The 18,724-nt window shown below is 60.9% G+C and carries 16 protein-coding genes; 7 read left to right on the forward strand and 9 right to left on the reverse strand.

The window, feature by feature from the left end; all coding sequences use genetic code 11:
- Positions 1-306: 306 nt before the first annotated feature.
- The 4 genes from ACEW8N_RS20255 to typA all read left to right on the forward strand — a co-directional run bounded on the left by ACEW8N_RS20255 (position 307) and on the right by typA (position 6,274).
- Positions 307-2,379 carry a (Fe-S)-binding protein gene (locus ACEW8N_RS20255; protein WP_373501681.1) on the forward strand — a complete coding sequence of 691 codons (2,073 nt, stop codon included), beginning with the start codon at positions 307-309 and terminating at the stop codon, positions 2,377-2,379.
- Positions 2,380-2,458: 79 nt separating this feature from the next.
- A complete protein-coding gene (locus ACEW8N_RS20260) occupies positions 2,459-3,241 on the forward strand; it encodes an electron transfer flavoprotein subunit beta (RefSeq protein WP_373501682.1) in 783 nt (260 codons plus the stop codon).
- A complete protein-coding gene (locus ACEW8N_RS20265) occupies positions 3,241-4,215 on the forward strand; it encodes an electron transfer flavoprotein subunit alpha/FixB family protein (protein ID WP_373501683.1) in 975 nt (324 codons plus the stop codon). The genes ACEW8N_RS20260 and ACEW8N_RS20265 overlap by 1 nt, the downstream gene beginning before the upstream one ends.
- A 229-nt stretch (positions 4,216-4,444) precedes the next feature.
- Positions 4,445-6,274 carry a translational GTPase TypA gene (gene typA / locus ACEW8N_RS20270; RefSeq protein WP_373501684.1) on the forward strand — a complete coding sequence of 610 codons (1,830 nt, stop codon included), beginning with the start codon at positions 4,445-4,447 and terminating at the stop codon, positions 6,272-6,274.
- Between the two features lie 18 nt (positions 6,275-6,292).
- Here typA and ACEW8N_RS20275 read toward each other — a convergent pair whose 3' ends face one another.
- Positions 6,293-6,676: a hotdog domain-containing protein gene (locus ACEW8N_RS20275; RefSeq protein WP_373501685.1), complete on the reverse strand. Its 384-nt coding sequence runs from the start codon at positions 6,674-6,676 to the stop codon at positions 6,293-6,295.
- A gap of 238 nt (positions 6,677-6,914) precedes the next feature.
- Here ACEW8N_RS20275 and ACEW8N_RS20280 point away from each other — a divergent pair, with 238 nt between their 5' ends.
- Positions 6,915-7,301 carry a hypothetical protein gene (locus ACEW8N_RS20280; protein WP_373501686.1) on the forward strand — a complete coding sequence of 129 codons (387 nt, stop codon included), beginning with the start codon at positions 6,915-6,917 and terminating at the stop codon, positions 7,299-7,301.
- Here the strand turns inward: ACEW8N_RS20280 and arfB are convergent.
- The 4 genes from arfB to ACEW8N_RS20300 all read right to left on the reverse strand — a co-directional run bounded on the left by arfB (position 7,298) and on the right by ACEW8N_RS20300 (position 10,588).
- Positions 7,298-7,759, reverse strand: coding sequence for an alternative ribosome rescue aminoacyl-tRNA hydrolase ArfB (gene arfB / locus ACEW8N_RS20285; RefSeq protein ID WP_373501687.1), 462 nt, complete (start codon positions 7,757-7,759; stop codon positions 7,298-7,300). The genes ACEW8N_RS20280 and arfB overlap by 4 nt on opposite strands.
- A 124-nt stretch (positions 7,760-7,883) precedes the next feature.
- Positions 7,884-8,645, reverse strand: coding sequence for a tryptophan synthase subunit alpha (gene trpA, locus ACEW8N_RS20290; protein ID WP_373501688.1), 762 nt, complete (start codon positions 8,643-8,645; stop codon positions 7,884-7,886).
- Positions 8,638-9,864, reverse strand: coding sequence for a tryptophan synthase subunit beta (gene trpB / locus ACEW8N_RS20295; RefSeq protein WP_373501689.1), 1,227 nt, complete (start codon positions 9,862-9,864; stop codon positions 8,638-8,640). Before trpB ends, trpA begins: the two co-directional genes overlap by 8 nt.
- Entirely contained in the window at positions 9,857-10,588 is a 732-nt protein-coding gene (locus ACEW8N_RS20300; protein ID WP_373501690.1) for a GntR family transcriptional regulator, read from the reverse strand. The genes trpB and ACEW8N_RS20300 overlap by 8 nt, the downstream gene beginning before the upstream one ends.
- 387 nt (positions 10,589-10,975) lie before the next feature.
- Here ACEW8N_RS20300 and ACEW8N_RS20305 point away from each other — a divergent pair, with 387 nt between their 5' ends.
- Together ACEW8N_RS20305 and ACEW8N_RS20310 are read left to right on the forward strand one after the other, a co-directional pair.
- Positions 10,976-12,874 (forward strand): multiheme c-type cytochrome, encoded by a 1,899-nt coding sequence (locus tag ACEW8N_RS20305; protein ID WP_373501691.1) that lies wholly within the window; start codon positions 10,976-10,978, stop codon positions 12,872-12,874.
- Between the two features lie 151 nt (positions 12,875-13,025).
- A complete protein-coding gene (locus ACEW8N_RS20310; protein WP_373501692.1) occupies positions 13,026-13,766 on the forward strand; it encodes a DnaJ domain-containing protein in 741 nt (246 codons plus the stop codon).
- Positions 13,767-13,851: 85 nt separating this feature from the next.
- On the opposite strand, the gene ACEW8N_RS20315 is transcribed toward ACEW8N_RS20310, so the two are convergent.
- The 4 genes from ACEW8N_RS20315 to ACEW8N_RS20330 all read right to left on the reverse strand — a co-directional run bounded on the left by ACEW8N_RS20315 (position 13,852) and on the right by ACEW8N_RS20330 (position 18,722).
- On the reverse strand, positions 13,852-15,804 hold the full coding sequence (locus ACEW8N_RS20315) for an acetoacetate--CoA ligase (RefSeq protein ID WP_373501693.1): 1,953 nt from the start codon (positions 15,802-15,804) through the stop codon (positions 13,852-13,854).
- 66 nt (positions 15,805-15,870) lie between these two features.
- Positions 15,871-16,638, reverse strand: coding sequence for an alpha/beta fold hydrolase (locus ACEW8N_RS20320; RefSeq protein ID WP_373501694.1), 768 nt, complete (start codon positions 16,636-16,638; stop codon positions 15,871-15,873).
- Positions 16,639-16,749: 111 nt separating this feature from the next.
- A complete protein-coding gene (locus tag ACEW8N_RS20325) occupies positions 16,750-17,388 on the reverse strand; it encodes a helix-turn-helix domain-containing protein (protein ID WP_373501695.1) in 639 nt (212 codons plus the stop codon).
- A 161-nt stretch (positions 17,389-17,549) separates the two neighbouring features.
- Complete coding sequence (locus tag ACEW8N_RS20330) at positions 17,550-18,722, reverse strand: pyruvate carboxyltransferase (protein WP_373501696.1); 1,173 nt, start codon at positions 18,720-18,722, stop codon at positions 17,550-17,552.
- Positions 18,723-18,724: the final 2 nt, after the last annotated feature.

Consider the following 18,724-nt stretch of genomic DNA (forward strand, 5'->3'; position numbering starts at 1 on the left):
GAGACGCCAATCGATCATACTGAATGAATATTCATCAGATAATAACAGCCGCCTGTTTTTCCGAATGGCACCCGGACAGATCCTTGAAACATTGGCGGCGGTTTCGCCCGGAAAAGTCGCGTCCCTTTCCTGTCATTCTCGGGCTGCCTGATCAGTGTCATTATCCGACGGCGATATTCAGCACCCGGCAGTACCGATTCTTTTTGTCTTGACAGGCCGAAAACGGGTTTGATACAAAATGAATGAATATTCATTCAGTCGAATCCCAACTATATATTATCATTGAAAGGAGAATGAAAGCAAAAAATGGAACCTGCGTTGATATCCCCGGCCCATTTCTCGGTTCTGGGCATCCCGACGGTAATTTTTTCCGTGCTGATTCCCGTTGCCGGGGTGGCGCTGTTCGCTTACATCATGGCGAAACGGGTCGCCCCCCTTGTCTTTTCAACCCCTGATTTCCGCTTCGACCGGATTCCGGAGCGGCTCGTGGCCGTCGCCAAACTCTGGCTGGGGCAGTGGAAACAGCCGAGATACCTGCTGGCGGGCGTGATCCACATCATGCTCTTCGCCGGATTCCTCATCCTCTCCATCCGGTCTTCCTCCCTCGTCATCATCGGCATCCACGACGGCTTCGTCTTTCCCGGCCTGGGCGGCGCCCCGGGCCACGTTTACAATTTCGTCAAGGATTACGCCGCAACCATCGTCTTTGTTGCGGCGCTGATGGCCGCCTACCGGAGGGTTGTCGTCAAACCCAAGCGCTATGACGTGCCCGAACGCTACGGCAAGCCCCACACCGCGGAAGCTCTTTTCGTCCTGGGGATGATCTGCGGCCTGATCATCACCGAGAGTCTGTTCGAGGGAACCCTTGCCGCCGCAGCCGTTCAAAAGGGCATGGCCGCCGAGTTCATCGCCCCCCTGACCATGGCATGGCTCTTCAAGGTCACCCTGACGGCCCTGCCCGTCGGGGCGCTCCAGGCGGCCCATGTGGCCGCCTACTACATCCACGACCTCATCTTTTTCTCGTTCCTCTGCTTCCTGCCCATGGGCAAGCATTTCCATGTCATCACGTCGATCTTCAACGTCTTCTTCATGAAGCTCGATAAGGGGACGGTCAAACCGGTGAAATGGGGCGTTTCAGACGACAAGCTCGACGAGTTGGAATCCTTCGGGGTCAAGACCTTCGAGGACTTCACCTGGAAGCACATGCTCGACTTTTACTCCTGCGCCGACTGCGGCCGATGTTCGGATCAGTGCCCGGCCAACGCCGTGGGCCGTCCCCTCTCCCCGCGGTTCATCAGCATCAAGGCAAGGGACTACGCCTTCTCCCACTACCCCCTGAATGGCCGGCTCAAGGAGAGCGAACCCCTCATCGGCGGCATCTACGAGGCGGACGAGATCTGGTCCTGCACCACCTGCGGCGCCTGCGAGGAGGAGTGCCCGATCATGATCGAATACATCGACAAGATGGTCGACCTGCGGCGGGGCATGGTCGATGCAGGCAACGTGCCCCAGTCCCTGCAGAAGCCCCTGAGCGCCCTTGAAAAACGCGGCAACCCCTGGGGCAAGATGGAGAAGAAGCGGGCCGAATGGGCCGTCAAGGACAAGGAGTTCAAGGCCTGCTGCCCGGTGAAGCTTTTAGAGAATGGGGAGACCGCCGAGACCCTCTTCTTCGTGGACAGCATCTCCTCCTACGATGACCGGATCATCCAGATCACCCAGTCGGCCGCCCGCCTGCTGAATTCAGCCGGGATCGACTTCGGCGTGCTGGGCAAGCTCGAGAAGGACTCGGGCCACGAAGCCCGGCGCTTCGGGGAGGAGATGCTCTTCCAGAACCTCAAGAACGAGAACACCGAGGCAATCCTGGCCTCCGGGGCGAAGCGCATCGTCACCACGGACCCCCATGCCTACAACGCCCTGAAAAAAGACTACAAGGGCCTGCCGCCGGTCTTCCACATCAGCGAGCTGATCGCCGAGGCGGTCCGATCGGGCAAGGTCCGCCTCAACGGCAACGGGGACGCCGGCAAGGTCTACACCTACCACGACCCCTGCTACCTGGGCCGCCACAACAACCTGTACGACATCCCCCGGGATGTCCTCGACGCCATCCCCGGCATGAACCGGGTCGAGATGGAAAAATCCCGGGACCGCTCCTTCTGCTGCGGCGGCGGGGGGCTCATGCTCTTCTATGAACCCGTCGAGGAGCAGCGGATGGGTCAGCTCCGGGTCGAGATGGCCAAGGCGGCCGGCGCCAACGTCATCGTCACCGCCTGCCCGTTCTGCATGGTCAACATGGAAGACGCCATCAAGACCAGCGGCCTGGAAGGCCAGATGGAGGCCATCGACCTGGTGGAGCTGATCGACCGGCACCGGGCGGCCTGAGCGGTGACGGGCGGCTGTGAATAAATCAACATTCTGTTCAATATTGAGCATTTAACCTAAAACCATCCGGGAGGAAAATATGGAAATTCTGGTGTGTGTCAAGAGGGTTCCCGATACCTCTGAAAACGAGATCCAAGTCAACAGCAAAGGCACCGACATCGAGCGGGACGACCTGGTCTACTCGGTCAACGAGTGGGACAACTATGCCGTGGAAGAGGCGATCCAGATCCGCGACCGGGTCGGCGGCACGGTGACGGTCATCACCGTCGGCGACGACGAATCCGAAGAGGTCCTGCGGCGGGAGATGGCCATGGGGGCCGACAAGGGCATCCTGCTGGCGGACGACGCCTTTGCATCGGCCGACGGCCGCGGGATCGCCACGATCCTGAAGGCCGCGGTGGAAAAAGGAAAATACGACCTGATCCTGACCGGTGCCCAGGCCGACGACGGCGCCGGGCAGGTCGGCGGCATGCTGGCCGCCATGCTGGACGTGTCCTATGCGTCCCTGGTGAATGTCATCGAGATCACGGACGACAAGAAGATCAAGGTCGGCCGCGAGATCGCCGGCGGCAACCAGGAGATGAACGAAATGGCCCTGCCCTGCGTGCTCTCCATCCAGACGGGGATCAACGAACCCCGCTACGTGGGCATCCGGGGCATCCGGAAGGTCGCCTCGGTGGAGATCCCGACCCTGGGCGCAGGCGACCTGGGCCTGGCCGCCGCCGCCGTGGCCCCGAAGGTGAAACGCCTCGACTACTTCGTGCCGGATATGGGCGAGGGCGCCGAGATGCTTGAAGGCAGCACCGAAGAAATCATCGAGAAAATGATGGAACTCTTGAAAGCCAAAGGAGGGATCAAGTAATGAGCCGACAGGTGTTTGCATATATTCTTCACAAGAACGGCAAGGCCGATGACACGGCCCTGGAGCTTGCGGCCGCGGCCCGCAGACTGGACGCGAACGCGGAGGTCACCGCGGTGGTCGTCGGCGCAGGCCCGGACCTGGACAAGGTCGCGGGCGAGGTAGCCGCCGTCTACAAAGCGGTCTGGAAAATCGACAACGCGGCCCTGGCCTACCCCGTGGCCGACGTGGTGAGAAAAGCCCTCGTCCATATTCTTCCCAAGGGCGCCGTGGTCCTGGTCCCCCACGAGCATTTCGGGCTCGATCTGGCACCGGGCCTCTCCATCAAGCTGGATGCGGCCTATGTGGCCGACGCCCTGGATTTTGCGGGCATGGACGGCGACAGCCTTACGGTCGTCCGCCAGGAGTTTTCCGGCATGGTCAGCACCCACGTGGCCTGCGACCTCGCCTCCGGGGCCGTCATCACCCTCCGTCCGGGGGCCTTCCAGCCCGATGAAACCCCTGCTGCCGGCGGCACGGTCACCGACAAGTCGGGCGACGCGGGCGACCTATCCGTGGGCCGCCGCTACCTGGAAACCGTCGCGGCCGAGGTGGGCGACGTGGACATCACCAAATCGGAGATCCTCGTGTCCGTAGGGCGCGGCATCGAGGAGCAGGACAACCTGGAGATCGTCAAGGACCTGGCCAAGGCCATGGGCGCCGACCTCTCCTGCTCCCGCCCCATCGTGGACGCCAAATGGCTGGAAAAATCCCGTCAGGTCGGCACCTCCGGCCAGACCGTCAGCCCCAAGGTCTACCTGGCCTGCGGCATCAGCGGCTCCTTCCAGCACATGGGGGGCATCAAGGGCGCCCCCTTCATCATCGCCATCAACAAGAACCCCAAGGCCCCCATCTTCCAGGTGGCCGACGTGGGGGTCGTTGCCAATATCCTGGAGTTCCTGCCCGAACTCACCGAGGCGATCGAAGGCGCAAAGTAAGGGATTCATCCACACAGGATGGACCCGTCTCCAGAAGCGGCCTGTTCCCCGGCGGGGGAAACGGGCCGCTTTGTTTGAAGACCGTCTCACAAGCGGCAACTGCCGGCATGTCAAAAAAAGCCAAAATACCCGGAACGGTCTCTTGATTTTCTTGGGTTGCGCGTTAATTTGACCGAAGTCTTTCAATATCAGCCTAAACCCGGATGAATCATCACGGAGATCCGTACCCATGTCAGAAATGCTTAGAAACGACCGACTCAGAAATATCGCCATCATTGCCCACGTCGACCATGGAAAAACCACGCTGGTGGACGCCATGTTTCACCAGAGCGGCCTGTTCCGGGCCAACCAGGCCGTGGATGAACGCGTCATGGACACCATGGATCTGGAGCGGGAGCGGGGAATCACCATCGCCGCCAAGAACTGTTCGGTGTTGTGGAAAAATACCCGCATTAACATCATCGACACGCCCGGCCATGCCGATTTCGGCGGCGAGGTGGAGCGGGCTTTGTCCATGGCGGACGGGGCCATCCTTCTTGTCGACGCATCGGAGGGGCCTCTGCCCCAGACCCGTTTCGTCCTCAAAAAAGCCCTGGATGCCGACCTCAAGATCGTCGTCATCATCAACAAGATCGACCGCCAGGATGCCCGTCCCGACGAGGTCCTGGACGAGATTTACGACCTGCTCATCGATCTGGGCGCCACGGAAGATCAGCTCGAATTCCCCCTGCTGTACGCCATTGGCCGGGCAGGCATCGCCAAGAAATCGCTGGATGAGGATGCCGATAATCTCCATGTCCTGCTCGACACCATCCTGGCGGAAATCCCCGGGCCGGCCCACAACCCCAGCGCCCCGTTCCAGATGCTCGTTTCAGACCTGGGATATTCGGACTATATGGGACGGCTCGCCGTCGGGAAGATCTTCAACGGCACCGCCCACGCCCGGGACAACCTTGTCTGTGTCGGTGAAAACGGCCGGAGCGTGCCCCTGAAGATCTCCAAACTCCAGGTCTACGAGGGGATCAAGCTGGTGGACGTGGAAGAGATCCAGCCCGGGGACATCGCCGTTCTGGCGGGCATCGAGGATGTCAAGATCGGCGACACCATCTGCAACCGTGAAACGCCTGTAACCCTCCCGCGGATCCGGGTGGACGAGCCGACGGTTTCCATGAAGTTCACCATCAACAACTCCCCCTTCGGCGGAAAGGAAGGCAAATACGTCCAGTCCAGCCGCATCCGCGAGCGCCTTCAGAAAGAGACCCTCCGCAACGTCGCGGTTCAGGTGGAGGAGGTGGGCGACCGGGACAGCATCGTGGTCAAGGGACGCGGCGAGTTTCAACTGGCCATCCTCATCGAAACCATGCGGCGGGAGGGCTACGAATTCAGCGTGGGGCGGCCGGAGGCCATTTTTCATCATGAAAACGGCGTCAAGATGGAGCCCGTCGAGCGCCTTCTGGTGGACTGTGAAGAGCGTTTTCTCGGAGTGGTCACGGAAAAGCTCTCCCTTCGAAAAGGGAAGATGACCCAGATGGTCAACAACGGCAAGGGCAGGATCCGGATGGAATTTTCCATCCCGACCCGGACCCTCATCGGATACCGGGATGAGTTTCTCACCGACACCCGGGGCACCGGCATCATGAACTCTCTGTTTGACGGGTACGGGGAATTCCGCGGAGAATGCCCCAGCCGGTTCACGGGGTCTATTGTCGCCGACCGGACGGGAGCCGGCGTGGCCTACGCCCTCTTCAATCTGGAGCCCCGGGGGCGCCTCTTCATCGAACCCGGCCAGCCCGTATACGAGGGCATGGTCGTCGGCGAGCACAACCGGGCTCAGGACATCAACGTCAATCCCTGCAAAGAGAAAAAGCTCACCAACATGCGGGCCTCGGGTAAGGACGACAATGTCATTCTCACGCCCATCAAACCCATGACCCTGGAGCAGGCCATCAACTTCATCCGTGAAGACGAACTCGTGGAGGTCACCCCCCTTTCCATCCGAATGAGAAAAGCGGTGCTCTCCGCCCAGAAGCGGCACAACATGCGGGGCGCCCAGGCCTGACCGGAGTCAGGCAAACCCTCAGGTCAGCACGTGCCGGTCCAGGACAAAGCAGGCCAGATCGCCCTCGAACACCCGGACATCGCCTGCCGCCGCCGTGACGCGGACCAGGCGCTTCTTTCCTTTTTCCTCGGTCACCGTTGCAAGGGCGGTGATCGTCTCCCCGACCCGGACGGGTTTCAGGAACTTGACGTCGGCCCCGCCCAACACGACATTGGGATGGTTGACGGCGATCATGGCCGCGTAATCGGCAAGGCCGAAGACGAACCCGCCGTGAACGAGCCCGGTATCGTCGGCCGCCATCTCTTCGGTGGTCGACAGTTCCACGCGGCTCATCCCTGTTTCAACCGCAACCGGCGTGCCGCAGAGCCTCCGGCTGATCTTCTGATGCGTGATGATATCCATTTTGCCGCTCCATTTCATTGACGTGACAAATGCCGGCATGACCGTGGCACCCTGAGGAAAACCATGATATGCATGGAAAGGCGATACCACGCGTCCCATTGAAGCGTCAAGCCGCATCCCTTGGCGCGGATATGAAAACCGTCGGGCGGCGGTTGTTTTCTCTTTCCATTTTCGTGCGATGATGGCATGAACGATTCAGGAAACGAGTCCATGTCCATAACGGGAGGAAACAGATCAGATGACCGAATGGGTGCCTTTTGAAAATGGCGAGTATATCGTTCTGGAGGCGTTTCTCATGACGCCGGACCACAAGGCGGCCGGCATCGAAAAGGCCTATATCGAGGTGTCCACCGGCCCGGGAGGCCGGAAGCGCGTCATGGGCAAGGGGTTGATCCAACCGTTTTCGATCGTAACCCTTCACGAGGAACACGACGCCATCGATTTGGTGGTCGATCTGGGGGGGGAATTCAAATATCGTCTGAAGGAGCCGGTCTTGAAATCAGGGAAGGTTTTTTCTCCGGATATCAATTCCCTGGTTCAGTTCTTTCCATCGCGGCCGTGGGAGCAGATTTCCCGGGAGGAATTTCACGAGATCCGGAAAGATCTGAACTTTCTTGGCGATTAGTGAACCGTACAAAGCAGGACAGGGCCGACATCCGCCGGCCCTGTCCTGCCTGCGGCGTCTCCTCGGAACCGCTTGATCATGCTCCGGTGCCGCTTGTCGTCCAGGCGCCGCTGCCTGGCGCCCCCGGGGATCCGGGTGGGCCGCCTCGGGTTCGGCTTCTTAAGGGCTTCTCCGATCATCTCCTCGAGCCGGTAGAGGGCCTCCTGCCGGTTGCCTGTCTGGCTTCGGTGCTTCTGGACCGTCAGCACGATCTCCCCCTCCTTGTTCATCCGGCTCCCGGCAATGCGGATAAGCCGCTCCCGGACATCCTGCGGCAGGGATCCGCAGCCCAGGACGTTAAACCGGAGTTGGACCCCCGAATTGACCTTGTTGACGTTCTGACCGCCGGGCCCCGAGCAGCGCATGAAGGATTCACGGATCTCTTCAGGGCCGATGGCGATGCCGCAAATTTCAATCATCTTGATGGCTCCTTTCCTGTGGTATCGGCGTTTCTCAGCCGATGCCGGCTCACTGTTTTTCCCATGATAGCGCATCCTGCCGTGATGTCAACCGGATACCGGCTGATATCACGCCGCCGCCGGGTCATCTCAGGCTCCGGATGAAGCCGTCCACCGCCCCCGTCCCCTCCCGGTCCATCAGCCGGATGGTCTGGGATCCCACCACGGCGATGTCGGCTTTTCCCTTGAGAAAATCGACGTCCGCCCGGCTTTTCACCCCGAAGCCGACGGCCAGGGGCAGACGGGTGGCCTGACGGCACCGGGCGAGGTAGCGCTCCAGGTCCGTCGAAAAGTCGGTTTCCGCGCCGGTCACCCCTTTTCGGGCCACACAGTAGATGAACCCCCTGGCAAAACCGTCAATATAGGCCATCCGATCCGGCGGCGTGGTGGGGGCATAGATGTAGATGGGGTCCAGATTCCGGTCTGCCATGGCCGCCGTGTATTCCCCCCCCTCCTCCGGCGGCAGGTCGGGGACGATGGCCCCCCGCATCCGGGATTCCGCCATGGCCCCGGCGAATCGCGCCACCCCATAGCGGTGCAGAATGTTGTAATAGCTCATGAACAGAAACGGGATGTCGAAGCGCCGGGCCGCCTCACGGGCGAAATCCATGCATCGCCGGACGGTGGCCCCCCCTTCGAGAGACTTCTGGTTGGCGGCCAGGATCACCGGACCGTCGGCGATGGGCTCCGAAAAAGGAATCTGGAGTTCCATGAGATCGACGCCTGCCTTCGCCATGGTTTCCACGACATCGAGGGATGCATCGAAGGACGGATATCCCATGACGATATGGGTCATCAGGAGGATATCCTTCTCTTTCAACCGATCGCGGATGTATTGTTCAAGCATGGTATTGCTCCGCCTTTCTGATGATGAACGCCTTCCACCCGGGATCGTCGAAGGCGTCGGCCACCGTGAAGATATCCTTGTCGCCCCGGCCGGACTGGTTGATGATGATGCTCTCCTCGGGGGACAGCTCCGGGGCCTCCTTGAACGCCTGCACAAAGGCATGGGCGGATTCCAGGGCCGGAATCACCCCTTCCTTCCGGATGGCCAGGGAGAGGGCCTCGACCACCTCCCGGTCCGTCGCCGCCGCGAACCGGACCCGGCCGGTCTCTTTCAGATCGGCCAGGATGGGAGACACCCCCACATAGTCCAGGCCGGCCGCAATGCTGTGGGTCTCCTGCATCTGTCCGTCGGCGTTCTGGAGAAAATAGGTCCGGTAGCCCTGGGCCACCCCGATGCTGGCGTCCCGGGAGCAGAGCCTGGAAGCGTGCCGCCCGGAATCGAGCCCCAGGCCGCCGGCCTCCACGCCCACAAGCTCCACCGGGTCATCCATGAAGCCGGTGAATATCCCCATGGCATTGGACCCGCCGCCGACGCAGGCATAGATCCGACTGGGAAGCCGTCCTTCAACGTCCAGGATCTGCCGCCTGGCCTCCTTCCCGATGATCGACTGGAAATAGGTGACCATCTCCGGAAATGGGTGGGGGCCGCAGGCCGTGCCCAGGACGTAATGGGTCGTGTCCATGTTGGAGACCCAGTCCCGGAAGGCTTCGTTGATGGCGTCCTTGAGTATCCGGGTGCCGTCCGTGACCGCATGCACCGTGGCCCCCAGCCGCTCCATCCAGAAGACGTTGGGCCGCTGCCGCGCCACGTCAACCTCCCCCATATAGATGGTGCACGCAAAACCGAACCTGGCCGCCATGGTGGCCGTGGCCACGCCGTGCTGCCCGGCCCCGGTCTCGGCGATCACGCGCCGCTTGCCCATTCGCCGGACGAGCAGGCCCTGGCCCATGACGTTATTGGCTTTGTGGGCGCCGGTATGGTTGAGGTCCTCCCGCTTGATGTAGATTTTCGCGCCGCCGAAATGCCGGGTGAGGTTCTCGCAGTAAGTCAGCGGCGTGGGGCGGCACGAATAGCTTGCCATCAGGGACGCGTATGCCGGCCAGAAGGCCGGGTCGTTCTTGGCCTCCCGGAAGGTCTGTTCGAGCTGGTCAAACGTAGCCACCAGGATTTCCGGGAGGAAGGCCCCTCCGAACTGGTGGTAGTATCCGCGATTATGCATTGCGATTTCCTCCTAGGGTCTGGGAAAAGACATACCGGTCGGTCCGGCAGAAGAGCTCCGAATAGACGGCGCTGTCTGCCTGGGGAAAATTCAAGAACCGGTTGACGATGAGCACCGGCGTATGCGGATCCATCGAGAGAACGGCGGATCGCTCCCTGCCGAGATACCCGATCCTGAAGCTCTGCCGGGCGCTTTCGGGCCGCATGTAATAGCGCTCATCTGCGATCTCCGACAGGGAGCCGTTCATCAGGTCGATGCGGTCGATCCCCGAAAAGAGCGTTGGATGAAGATAGAGATCCTCAATGAGCACCGGTGTTTGTTCGACCTGGATCAGCCGGGAAAAAAAGTAGGCGTCCTTTCCCTCAAAGGGATTTTCCGGGTTTCCGACAATCCGCTCCAGGCGAACCGCTTCGATCATCCGGGTTGTCGTGGCCAATCCCTTTTTATGGAAAGAGGCGGTCGTTCCGTCGAGGGAAAAAAGGTCAATCTCCGGCTTGCGGTCTATGACAAAGGTCCCGGCACCGCGCCTTTTGACAAGAAAGCCTTTCTGGACCAGCAGCTCAATGGCCTGGCGGACGGTCGGACGGCCGATACGGTATGCCGCGGCGAGTTTCAGCTCCGAAGGGATGCGCGACCCCGGCGGGTATTCCCCGGCCTTGATTTTCGCAAGGAGAATATCTCCGAGTTGATGATAGAGCGGTATCGGAGCCCGATCGTTTAACATATTTCCCCCATGATCCCATTGGTGTCACCCGCGTTGTGCGTGGAAAAATCCCATAGATTGGTAAAGTTGTCAAGACAAATTATACACTGCGGCGCCAATGGGACTGGAGATCTTCGAAATTCCCATACATTCCGGCCGAAAGGCCGTCCGCCAAACCTCGCGGGAGACCCCTCTGCATCGATCTTTTAAGAACGAGCGCCTGAAGCCGGGTTACATTCCACAAAACCCCTGTACCATGGATCACCATCCTGGATCCCAAAAGGTCACTGCCTCATTTCATCAAGGCATCTATTCTATGCCACAGTGTAGGATTTTCCTGCCGACAATTCAGGCCAGCGGATATCCCTCTCGCCGACCCAATACTGAAAAAGGAAAAGAGGTAGGGTTATGATGAAAGCAAACAGCCACGATACATTCTTCCGCGGGTATTTGCTCCTGCTGTTGCTCGCGGCGGCATTGTGCGCAGGCTCCTCGGCGGATGCGTCCCCCGACGGGGGATCACCATCTCTGGGAATCGCCGAGGTGCGCTGGGATACAGACAGGAGCCGGCTGACCGTAACGGGATACGGCGCTGAAAAAAAAGAAAAGGTCAGCGTATGGGATGCCATGTCCGGGACCCTGCTGGGCACCGTCGGATCCGACGACAAGGGAAATTTCCGATTCAGAAGGGAGATCTCCGGTGCGCCGCCCTGCACGATCCGAGTGGAATCGCGCGTCGTGGATGTCGAGACGGGCTATACCAAAACCCCGCCCGATATCTGCGTGAACACGCCGCCTGATCCGCCAGGCCCGCCGGACGCTCCCACGGACCCGTCGCCCGCCGCAGGCGCCCATGCCGGACGTTTCACCCGCTATGAAGGAACCCAAACCTGCTTGAAGTGCCATCGCGAGGAAGCCCAGGAGGTTTACAGTTCCGTCCATTACCAGTGGAAAGGAAGCGCCGCCGACACGGTCGGCCTCACCGAGGATCCCGCAGGCAAGATGGGCGGCATCAACGACTTCTGCATCTATCCCGACATCAACTGGATCGGAAAGCTGACCAACGTGGACGGCCTGCCCGTGGACGGCGGCTGCGCCAAATGCCACGCCGGCCTCGGCGAGAAGCCCAATCTGGAAACGTCTCAGGACCCGCTGGAAAACATCGACTGCCTGGTCTGCCATGCCGATGACTACAAACGAAAGGTCGGACAACTGCCCGACGGCACCTTTCGGTTTGTCCCGGACACCGAAAAAATGGCGGTCACCGTGACCCAGGCGGCGGCAAATGTCGGGCGTCCGGGCAAAGACGCCTGTCTGAACTGCCATGCCAATGCCGGCGGCGGCAACAATTTCAAGCGGGGGGATATCGAAGAGGCCCACCGGAATCCGTCGCGAAGCTTCGACGTCCACATGGCCGCAGCGGCCGACGGCGGCGCCGGGCTCGACTGCCTGGACTGCCATGTCGCCTCCGGCCACAGGATTGCCGGCCGCGGAAGCGATCTGAGGCCCCGGGAATCCGATGCCAAGGTGGACTGCATCCAGTGCCACGGCAACACCCCCCACGAAGGCGGGGATATCAACAAGCACACGGCTCGCGTCAACTGCACCGTATGCCACATTCCCCTTTTCGCCAAGGAAGCACCGACGGATATGAGAAGAGACTGGTCCAAGCCCGGTGATCCGGTCGCCAGCACCGGGCTTTTCGAGCCCTACCATGTCAAAGGCCGGAATATGGTCCCGGAATACGCCTTTTTCAACGGCCAGTCCTATTTTTACCAGTTCGGAGATGCCGCGAAACCCGAAGCGAACGGCAAGGTTTTGATGTCGGGCCCCATGGGCGACATCCGGGACCCCGCCGCCAAGATCCACGCCTTCAAGCGCCATGAAGGATACCAGCCCATCGATCCCACGACCCGGCAGTTGCTGCCCTTGAAGATTGGAAAGTTTTTTGAAAACGGGAGTCTGGAGAATGCAGTGCCGTTGGGCGTCCAAGGCGTCGGCTGGACCTATAACGGTTATGAATTTGCCGAAACCGAACGGTATCTGGGCCTCTTCCACGAGGTGGCGCCGAAGGAGGAAGCCCTTTCCTGCAATAGCTGCCACAATGACGGGAGTCGGATCGATTTCGGGAAGCTCGGGTACACACCGAACCCAACCCGAAACAACCGGCCCCTCTGCGCCAGCTGTCATGGAGATAAATCCGGGAAATGGCCGGAATCGGAATACTTTACAAAAGTCCACCGGAAGCACGTCACCGACAAGCGGTATGACTGCAGCGCCTGCCACACTTTCACCCGGGCCAACTGAAGCGCGTCTGAGGTTCCTCCATCGCACCCTGGGTCGCCGGCGCCCCTCGGGGCACCGGCGACCTTTTTTGCCGGCGCCGCCTCCGGGCAGGCCCGGAAGAATGCCATTTCCCGCTTCATCTCCGCAGTGAATGCTGATACAATCAGCAGTTATGGAAACTCCGACCCAACATGTCCCCGAGAAAAAACAGGAAAAATCCACCCATCGCTGCCTTTCCTGCGGGACTTCCGAGAACATGGCCAGAAGGCGGTACTGCGCCGTCGCATGCCGGCAGTTCCTGCGGCGGAAGCTGGACCAGCGCACCGGCCTGCTCCGGGCGCTCAACATCCGGTATGCCACCTTCTATTTCACCGACGCCGTGATCGTATTGGATCTCATGCCCTACAGCGAACGCAGAATCTTCAGTTTCCTTTACCCCCGCAACGAAAACCGGGTTCCGGGCGATGACGTGAGCGATCTGGGGGACATCCTCGGCAAGACATGGTGGGCCGAGCACGGCCGCACCCGCAAGAATTACCTCGCGGCCCGGCATGTGCTGAGCCAGTCCAGCCGGAAGCCTCTCTCTCCCGGGAGGATATCACCGGTGGAGCTTCACATCCCCGCCCTGAGAGGCAGCGCCCTGGTCCACCTCAACCTGGATGAGGCTGCCCTGGTCCGCCCCGAATGCATGGAGATCATCAAACGGGCATACCGGAAGCAGGCCCTGCGTCACCACCCGGATCACGGGGGGGACTCCCGGTCGTTCATCCGGATCCACCGCGCCTATGAAGAGCTTTTGACCTGGGCAAAAAGCCCGAGCTTCATCCGGCGGCGGGGATTTTTCGACAAATGGTTCTTCGACGGGGACCGGAACGTCTGGGTCCAGCCGATCCCTGTGAGCCGGCAGGCGTGATTCTTCAGTGTGCCGGGATGCACCCCAAAAAAAAAGCCCGCTCAATCCCCCCTGAGGGCATCGAGCGGGCCTTGCGTCGACTCGGCTAATCTTCCTGAAGTTCCTGGATGCCGGCATAGACATCCAGAACCTCCGGGTTCTTGAGGGCGTCCTTGTTCAGGACGGCCTGGCCCTGGATGGTCTTCTTGACGGCCAGCTCCACCTTTTTCATGTTGAGGGTGTAAGGCACATCCGGGACCGCGATGATCTTGGCGGGCACGTGGCGCGGGGAGGCGTTGACGCGGATGGTCTTGCGGATCTTGTTTTTCAGCTCCTCCGTCAGGCTGTACCCCGCCATCATCTTGACAAAGAGGATGACCCTGACGTCGTTTTTCCAATCCTGACCCACCACCAGGCTGTCCTCGATCTCGTCCAGCATCTCCACCTGCCGGTAGATCTCAGCCGTGCCGATGCGGACCCCGCCGGGGTTGAGGGTGGTGTCGGATCGGCCGTAAATGGTCACCCCGCCGTGCCCGTTGATCTCGATATAGTCTCCGTGGCGCCACACCCCCGGATAAACGTCGAAATAGGCCCCGTGGTATTTCTTTCCGTCAGGGTCGTCCCAGAAATAGATGGGCATGGACGGTGCGGGCGCCGTGCACACCAGTTCGCCCTGGCGGCCGATGACCGGACGCCCGTTTTCGTCGAAGGCCTCGACCTTCATTCCGAGACCCCGGCACTGGAGTTCGCCTGCGTACACCGGCCCCATGGGATTGCCCAGGGCAAAGCAGCCGTTGATGTCCGTGCCGCCGGATATGGACGCCAGTTGGATGTCCGGCTTGACGCCCTGATAGACGAAGTCAAACCCCTCGATGGAAAGCGGCGATCCGGTGGAGAGCAGCGCGCGCAGCGCCCCGAGGTCGAACTTCTCCCCGGGGATCAGGCCCGTGTTCATCAGGGCTGCGATATAGCCTGCGCTGGTGCCGAAGACGGTCATCTTCTCGTCTTCCGCCATCTGCCAGAGGGCCTCCGGGCCGGGGTGGAAGGGGTTGCCGTCGTAAAGGAGGATCGTCGCCCCGACGGAAAGGGCGCAGGTGAGCCAGTTCCACATCATCCAGCCGCAGGTGGTGAAATAGAAGATATGGTCCTCCCGCCGGAGGTCGGTGTGGAGCAGGTGCTCCTTCATCTGCTGGAGGAGGATGCCGCCCGCCCCCTGCACCATGCATTTCGGGAGCCCGGTGGTACCGGACGAATACATGATGTAAAGCGGGTGGTCGAAGGGGAGCTGCGCGAACTCGATGTCGCCGGCCGCCGCCGCGCGGAAATCATTGAACAGAACGGCGGCGGGCACGCTGCTGATATCCGGGGCGTCCGTCGTGTAGGGCACAACCACGACCTTCTCCACCGTGCCGATCTGCTTCAGGATCTCGGTGATCCGTTCGAGGCTGTCGACCTTCTTGCCCTTGAAAAAGTATCCGTCGGCCGTGAACAGCACCCGGGGCTTGATCTGCCCGAACCGGTCCAGCACCCCCTTGATGCCGAAGTCCGGGGAGCACGAAGACCAGACGGCGCCCAGGCTGGTCGCCGCCAGCATGGCGATGATGCTCTCGGGCATGTTGGGCATGAACCCCACGACCCGGTCCCCCGGCTTCAGCCCCATGGCCCGAAGAGATTTGGCCGTACGCGCCACTTCCTCATAAAGCTCGGCGTAGGTCAGACGGCGCCGGACCTGGTCCTCCCCGCGGAAAACGATGGCCGTCCGGTCGTCCCGATATCGCAGAAGGTTCTCGGCGAAATTGAGGCGCGCACCGGGAAACCACCGTGTTCCGGGCATCCGGGAGACATCGTCGATCACCGCCTCAAACGGCCGGGATGCGATGACCCCGGCGAATTCCCACATCTCGGCCCAGAACTCCGGGATATTGTCGACGGACCACTGCCAGAGCTCCGGATAGGTGGTGAAATTCGTCTTGTATTTCCGGTTCACGCCGGCCATGAACCGGTGCATGTTGGAATCCTGAATCTGCGCTTCGGAAGGTGTCCATAACAGTTTACCCATTGTGCCCCCTTGATCGGCTGTCGTAGATATATGAAAAAAACAGAATGCACTTTCCCAGAACAAGCATCATCGTTCGCGCGGTATTCCCATGAACCCGGCCACCGCGGCGATCACGGCTTCGGGCTTCTCCAAGGCCATCATGTGGCCGGCGCTCTCGATCAGGGCGAATGTCGCCCCCGGGATCCGCTGGTGGAGGAATTCCCCGTATTTGACCGGCGTCATCCGGTCGTCGGCCGCGGATATCACCAGCGTGGGACAGGCGATGCCGCCGATGCCCCCCATGCCGTCGAAACGATCGCAGGCCCGGTAATCCCCCTGAACGACCCGGGGGTCGTTCCCCATCAACTGACTCTGTACATCGGCGACGACGGACGCGGGCGCTTCCGGTCCGAACGACAGGTCGCAGATCATCCCGACGGTCTCTTCGAAGGATGCCGAAAGCCCCTCCAGGATCCTCGGGTGGACCCGCAGACGAGCGCCGGTTCCCACGAGAAGGATGCCGGAAAGCCAATCGGGCTTCATGAGGGCCAGCGTCAGGGCGACCGCGCCGCCAAGGGAATGGCCGGCCACCGCCGCTCTGCCTATCCCGAGCGTCCGGGCAAACCGGTCGATGACGCGGGCATAGGCCTCCACGGTCTCCCGTGCGGCGCCGGTCGACCGCCCATGCCCGGGCAGGTCGGGCGCAAAGACCTGCATCGCATCGTGGTGCCGCAGCCCCTCCGGCCAGTGGGTGTGATCTCCGCCGGAGCCATGGACCAGAATCAGGGCCGGCCCGGTTTCAGCGTCGCTCCGGTCGTAAAAAACAGCCTCTTCCTCCATCACGGCAACCGGCATGAGCGTTTCCTTTTCCCTGCGATTTCAGAATCGGCCCCCCGCCGAAACCCGGGTGCCGGCGGGGGAAAGCGGCGGCCTTCAGCCGGTTGACCCCCGCCGCCGTGTCGGTTCCTATTTGTCGTAGATGACGGCCAGGATCGTTGCGCTGTCATCCTTTGCCGCAATCCAGTGGGGGATGGTGGAAAGGTAATAGGCGCTGTCCCCCGGTTCCAATTCAAAATGGTCCTCCCCGATCTCCAGAAGCACCGTTCCGCCCAGGACATAGATAAACTCCTCCCCGTCGTGCTGGGAGAGTTCCTTGTCAGGCGCCGCCTGGAGTTGAACGATCAGCGGCTCCATGCTCCGTCCCCTGACCTCGGGCGCCAACCCCTTATAAGTATATACGTTTTTCTGCCCTTTGTGGGATGTGGACCGGGCAACGGTTTTCTGGTCCTTCCGGCGCGTGATGGAATAGGGCTTGTCCCCCTTCCCGGCCAGGACCTGTCCGAACGCCGCATCCATGGACTTGGAGAGCTTGATGATCGTACCGAGCTGGGGATAAATCTCCTGACGCTCGATCTTTGCCAGGAAATCGGCATCGAATCCCGTTCTTCTGGCAAGCTCGTCCAGGGTGATCCCCTTTTCTTGCCGCAGGGATTTCAAGCGTTTTCCGATCTCCTGGATCCCGCTTTGCCCGGATACCGAGAGTTCTCCGGTCAAATCTTCAAAATAGTCCACATTGATATGAGGAGGCTGCTCTTGCGATGTCATAATATACACTCCGTAGTATGTTAGGTGTCCGGTTCAAATCCTTCCGGCGGATGCCCCGGGGGTGAAGCCTGACTTTTCTGCGCAGGCCCCGGACCGCCGACATCGGACCAGCGATCCGGGGAGGCAACATAACAGAAAAATCCTGGGAACAAACCCCCGGCTCAACCCGCGGCCCGGCAGTGTTCCGGCAGGACCGCTTTATCGCCCCATTCCTTGGGAAGTTTCTGGCCGGTGTCTTCTCCGAGTTTGGCTTTGACCTTGGCAAGCCCCGGCCGGGCGAATCTGGGATGGCCTTCCTTGAGGGTGCGGCCGTTCAAGATGGCCTCGGACCTGAGCCTCCGGCCGAGTGTCCGCTCCAACTGCTTGCCCAGCCAGAGAACCCGGTCCACATCCCAGCCGTGGGCGATGCCCATCTCGTCGATCTGAACCAGGGTGTCCTCCAGGGTCACCAGCCCCACGTAGCGCGGATCCGAATAATAATACTCGCCGGTGCCCTTGACCGGGCAGTCGTCCAGGAAGTTGGCCGGCTGGCCGCCCAGACCGCCCATGGTCGCCTCGAAGTTGGTGATGCCGGCCTGCAGTGCCGCCAGGACGGACGCCGCCGCCACCCGCTTGGTCTCGTGAAAATGGGCGATGTGGAGCCGGGTGTCGGGGATCTGGTCGAGGATCATGGAAAAGTACCGGTAGACATCCGGCGCCGAGGCGCTGCCGTCGTGGTCGGCGTGCTCCACGTCATGGGCGCCGATCTCCAGCCAGCGCTTGGTGAATTCCACGGCGTCCTTCATGTCGGTGGCGCCGCCGATGGGGCTGCCCCAGATGGTGCTGACCGTTCCGCACATCTTGATGCCGGCGTCGGTGCATTTCTTGATGCACCGCTCGGACTCCTTCCAGTAGTCGGGCAGGGTCGTGCCGGAATTGGCGAAATGGTGCTGCTCTTCGGTGGAGACCATCATCAATATCCGGTCGGGCCCGATGCCCTTTTCTTTCAGTTGGATGGCCCGGTCCACGGCGCCTTCGCGGATCGTGATGCAGGTGAGGCAGATGTCATCGTAGTTGATGCCCTTCTGCGCGCATTTCTTCTTGAAGCGGTCACTCCGGAGATGGGTCAGAAGCTCTTCGGCGTCCCGAAACTGGGGCATCAGATATGGGTTGCCCAGGTTGGTCACCTCGATGTACCGGCATCCGGCGAAGATCAACTCCTCCAGATAAAATTTCTTGGCCTCGGTGGAGATGAATTTCTCTTCGTGCTGAAACCCGTCTCGGATGGTAATATCCCCGATAGTCACCTTTTTCGGCATCCGGGGGAAAATTTTCCAGTAATCATATTCCGTCATGG

The sequence above is a fragment of the Desulfococcus sp. genome (assembly GCF_041737845.1).
GTDB lineage: Bacteria > Desulfobacterota > Desulfobacteria > Desulfobacterales > Desulfococcaceae > Desulfococcus.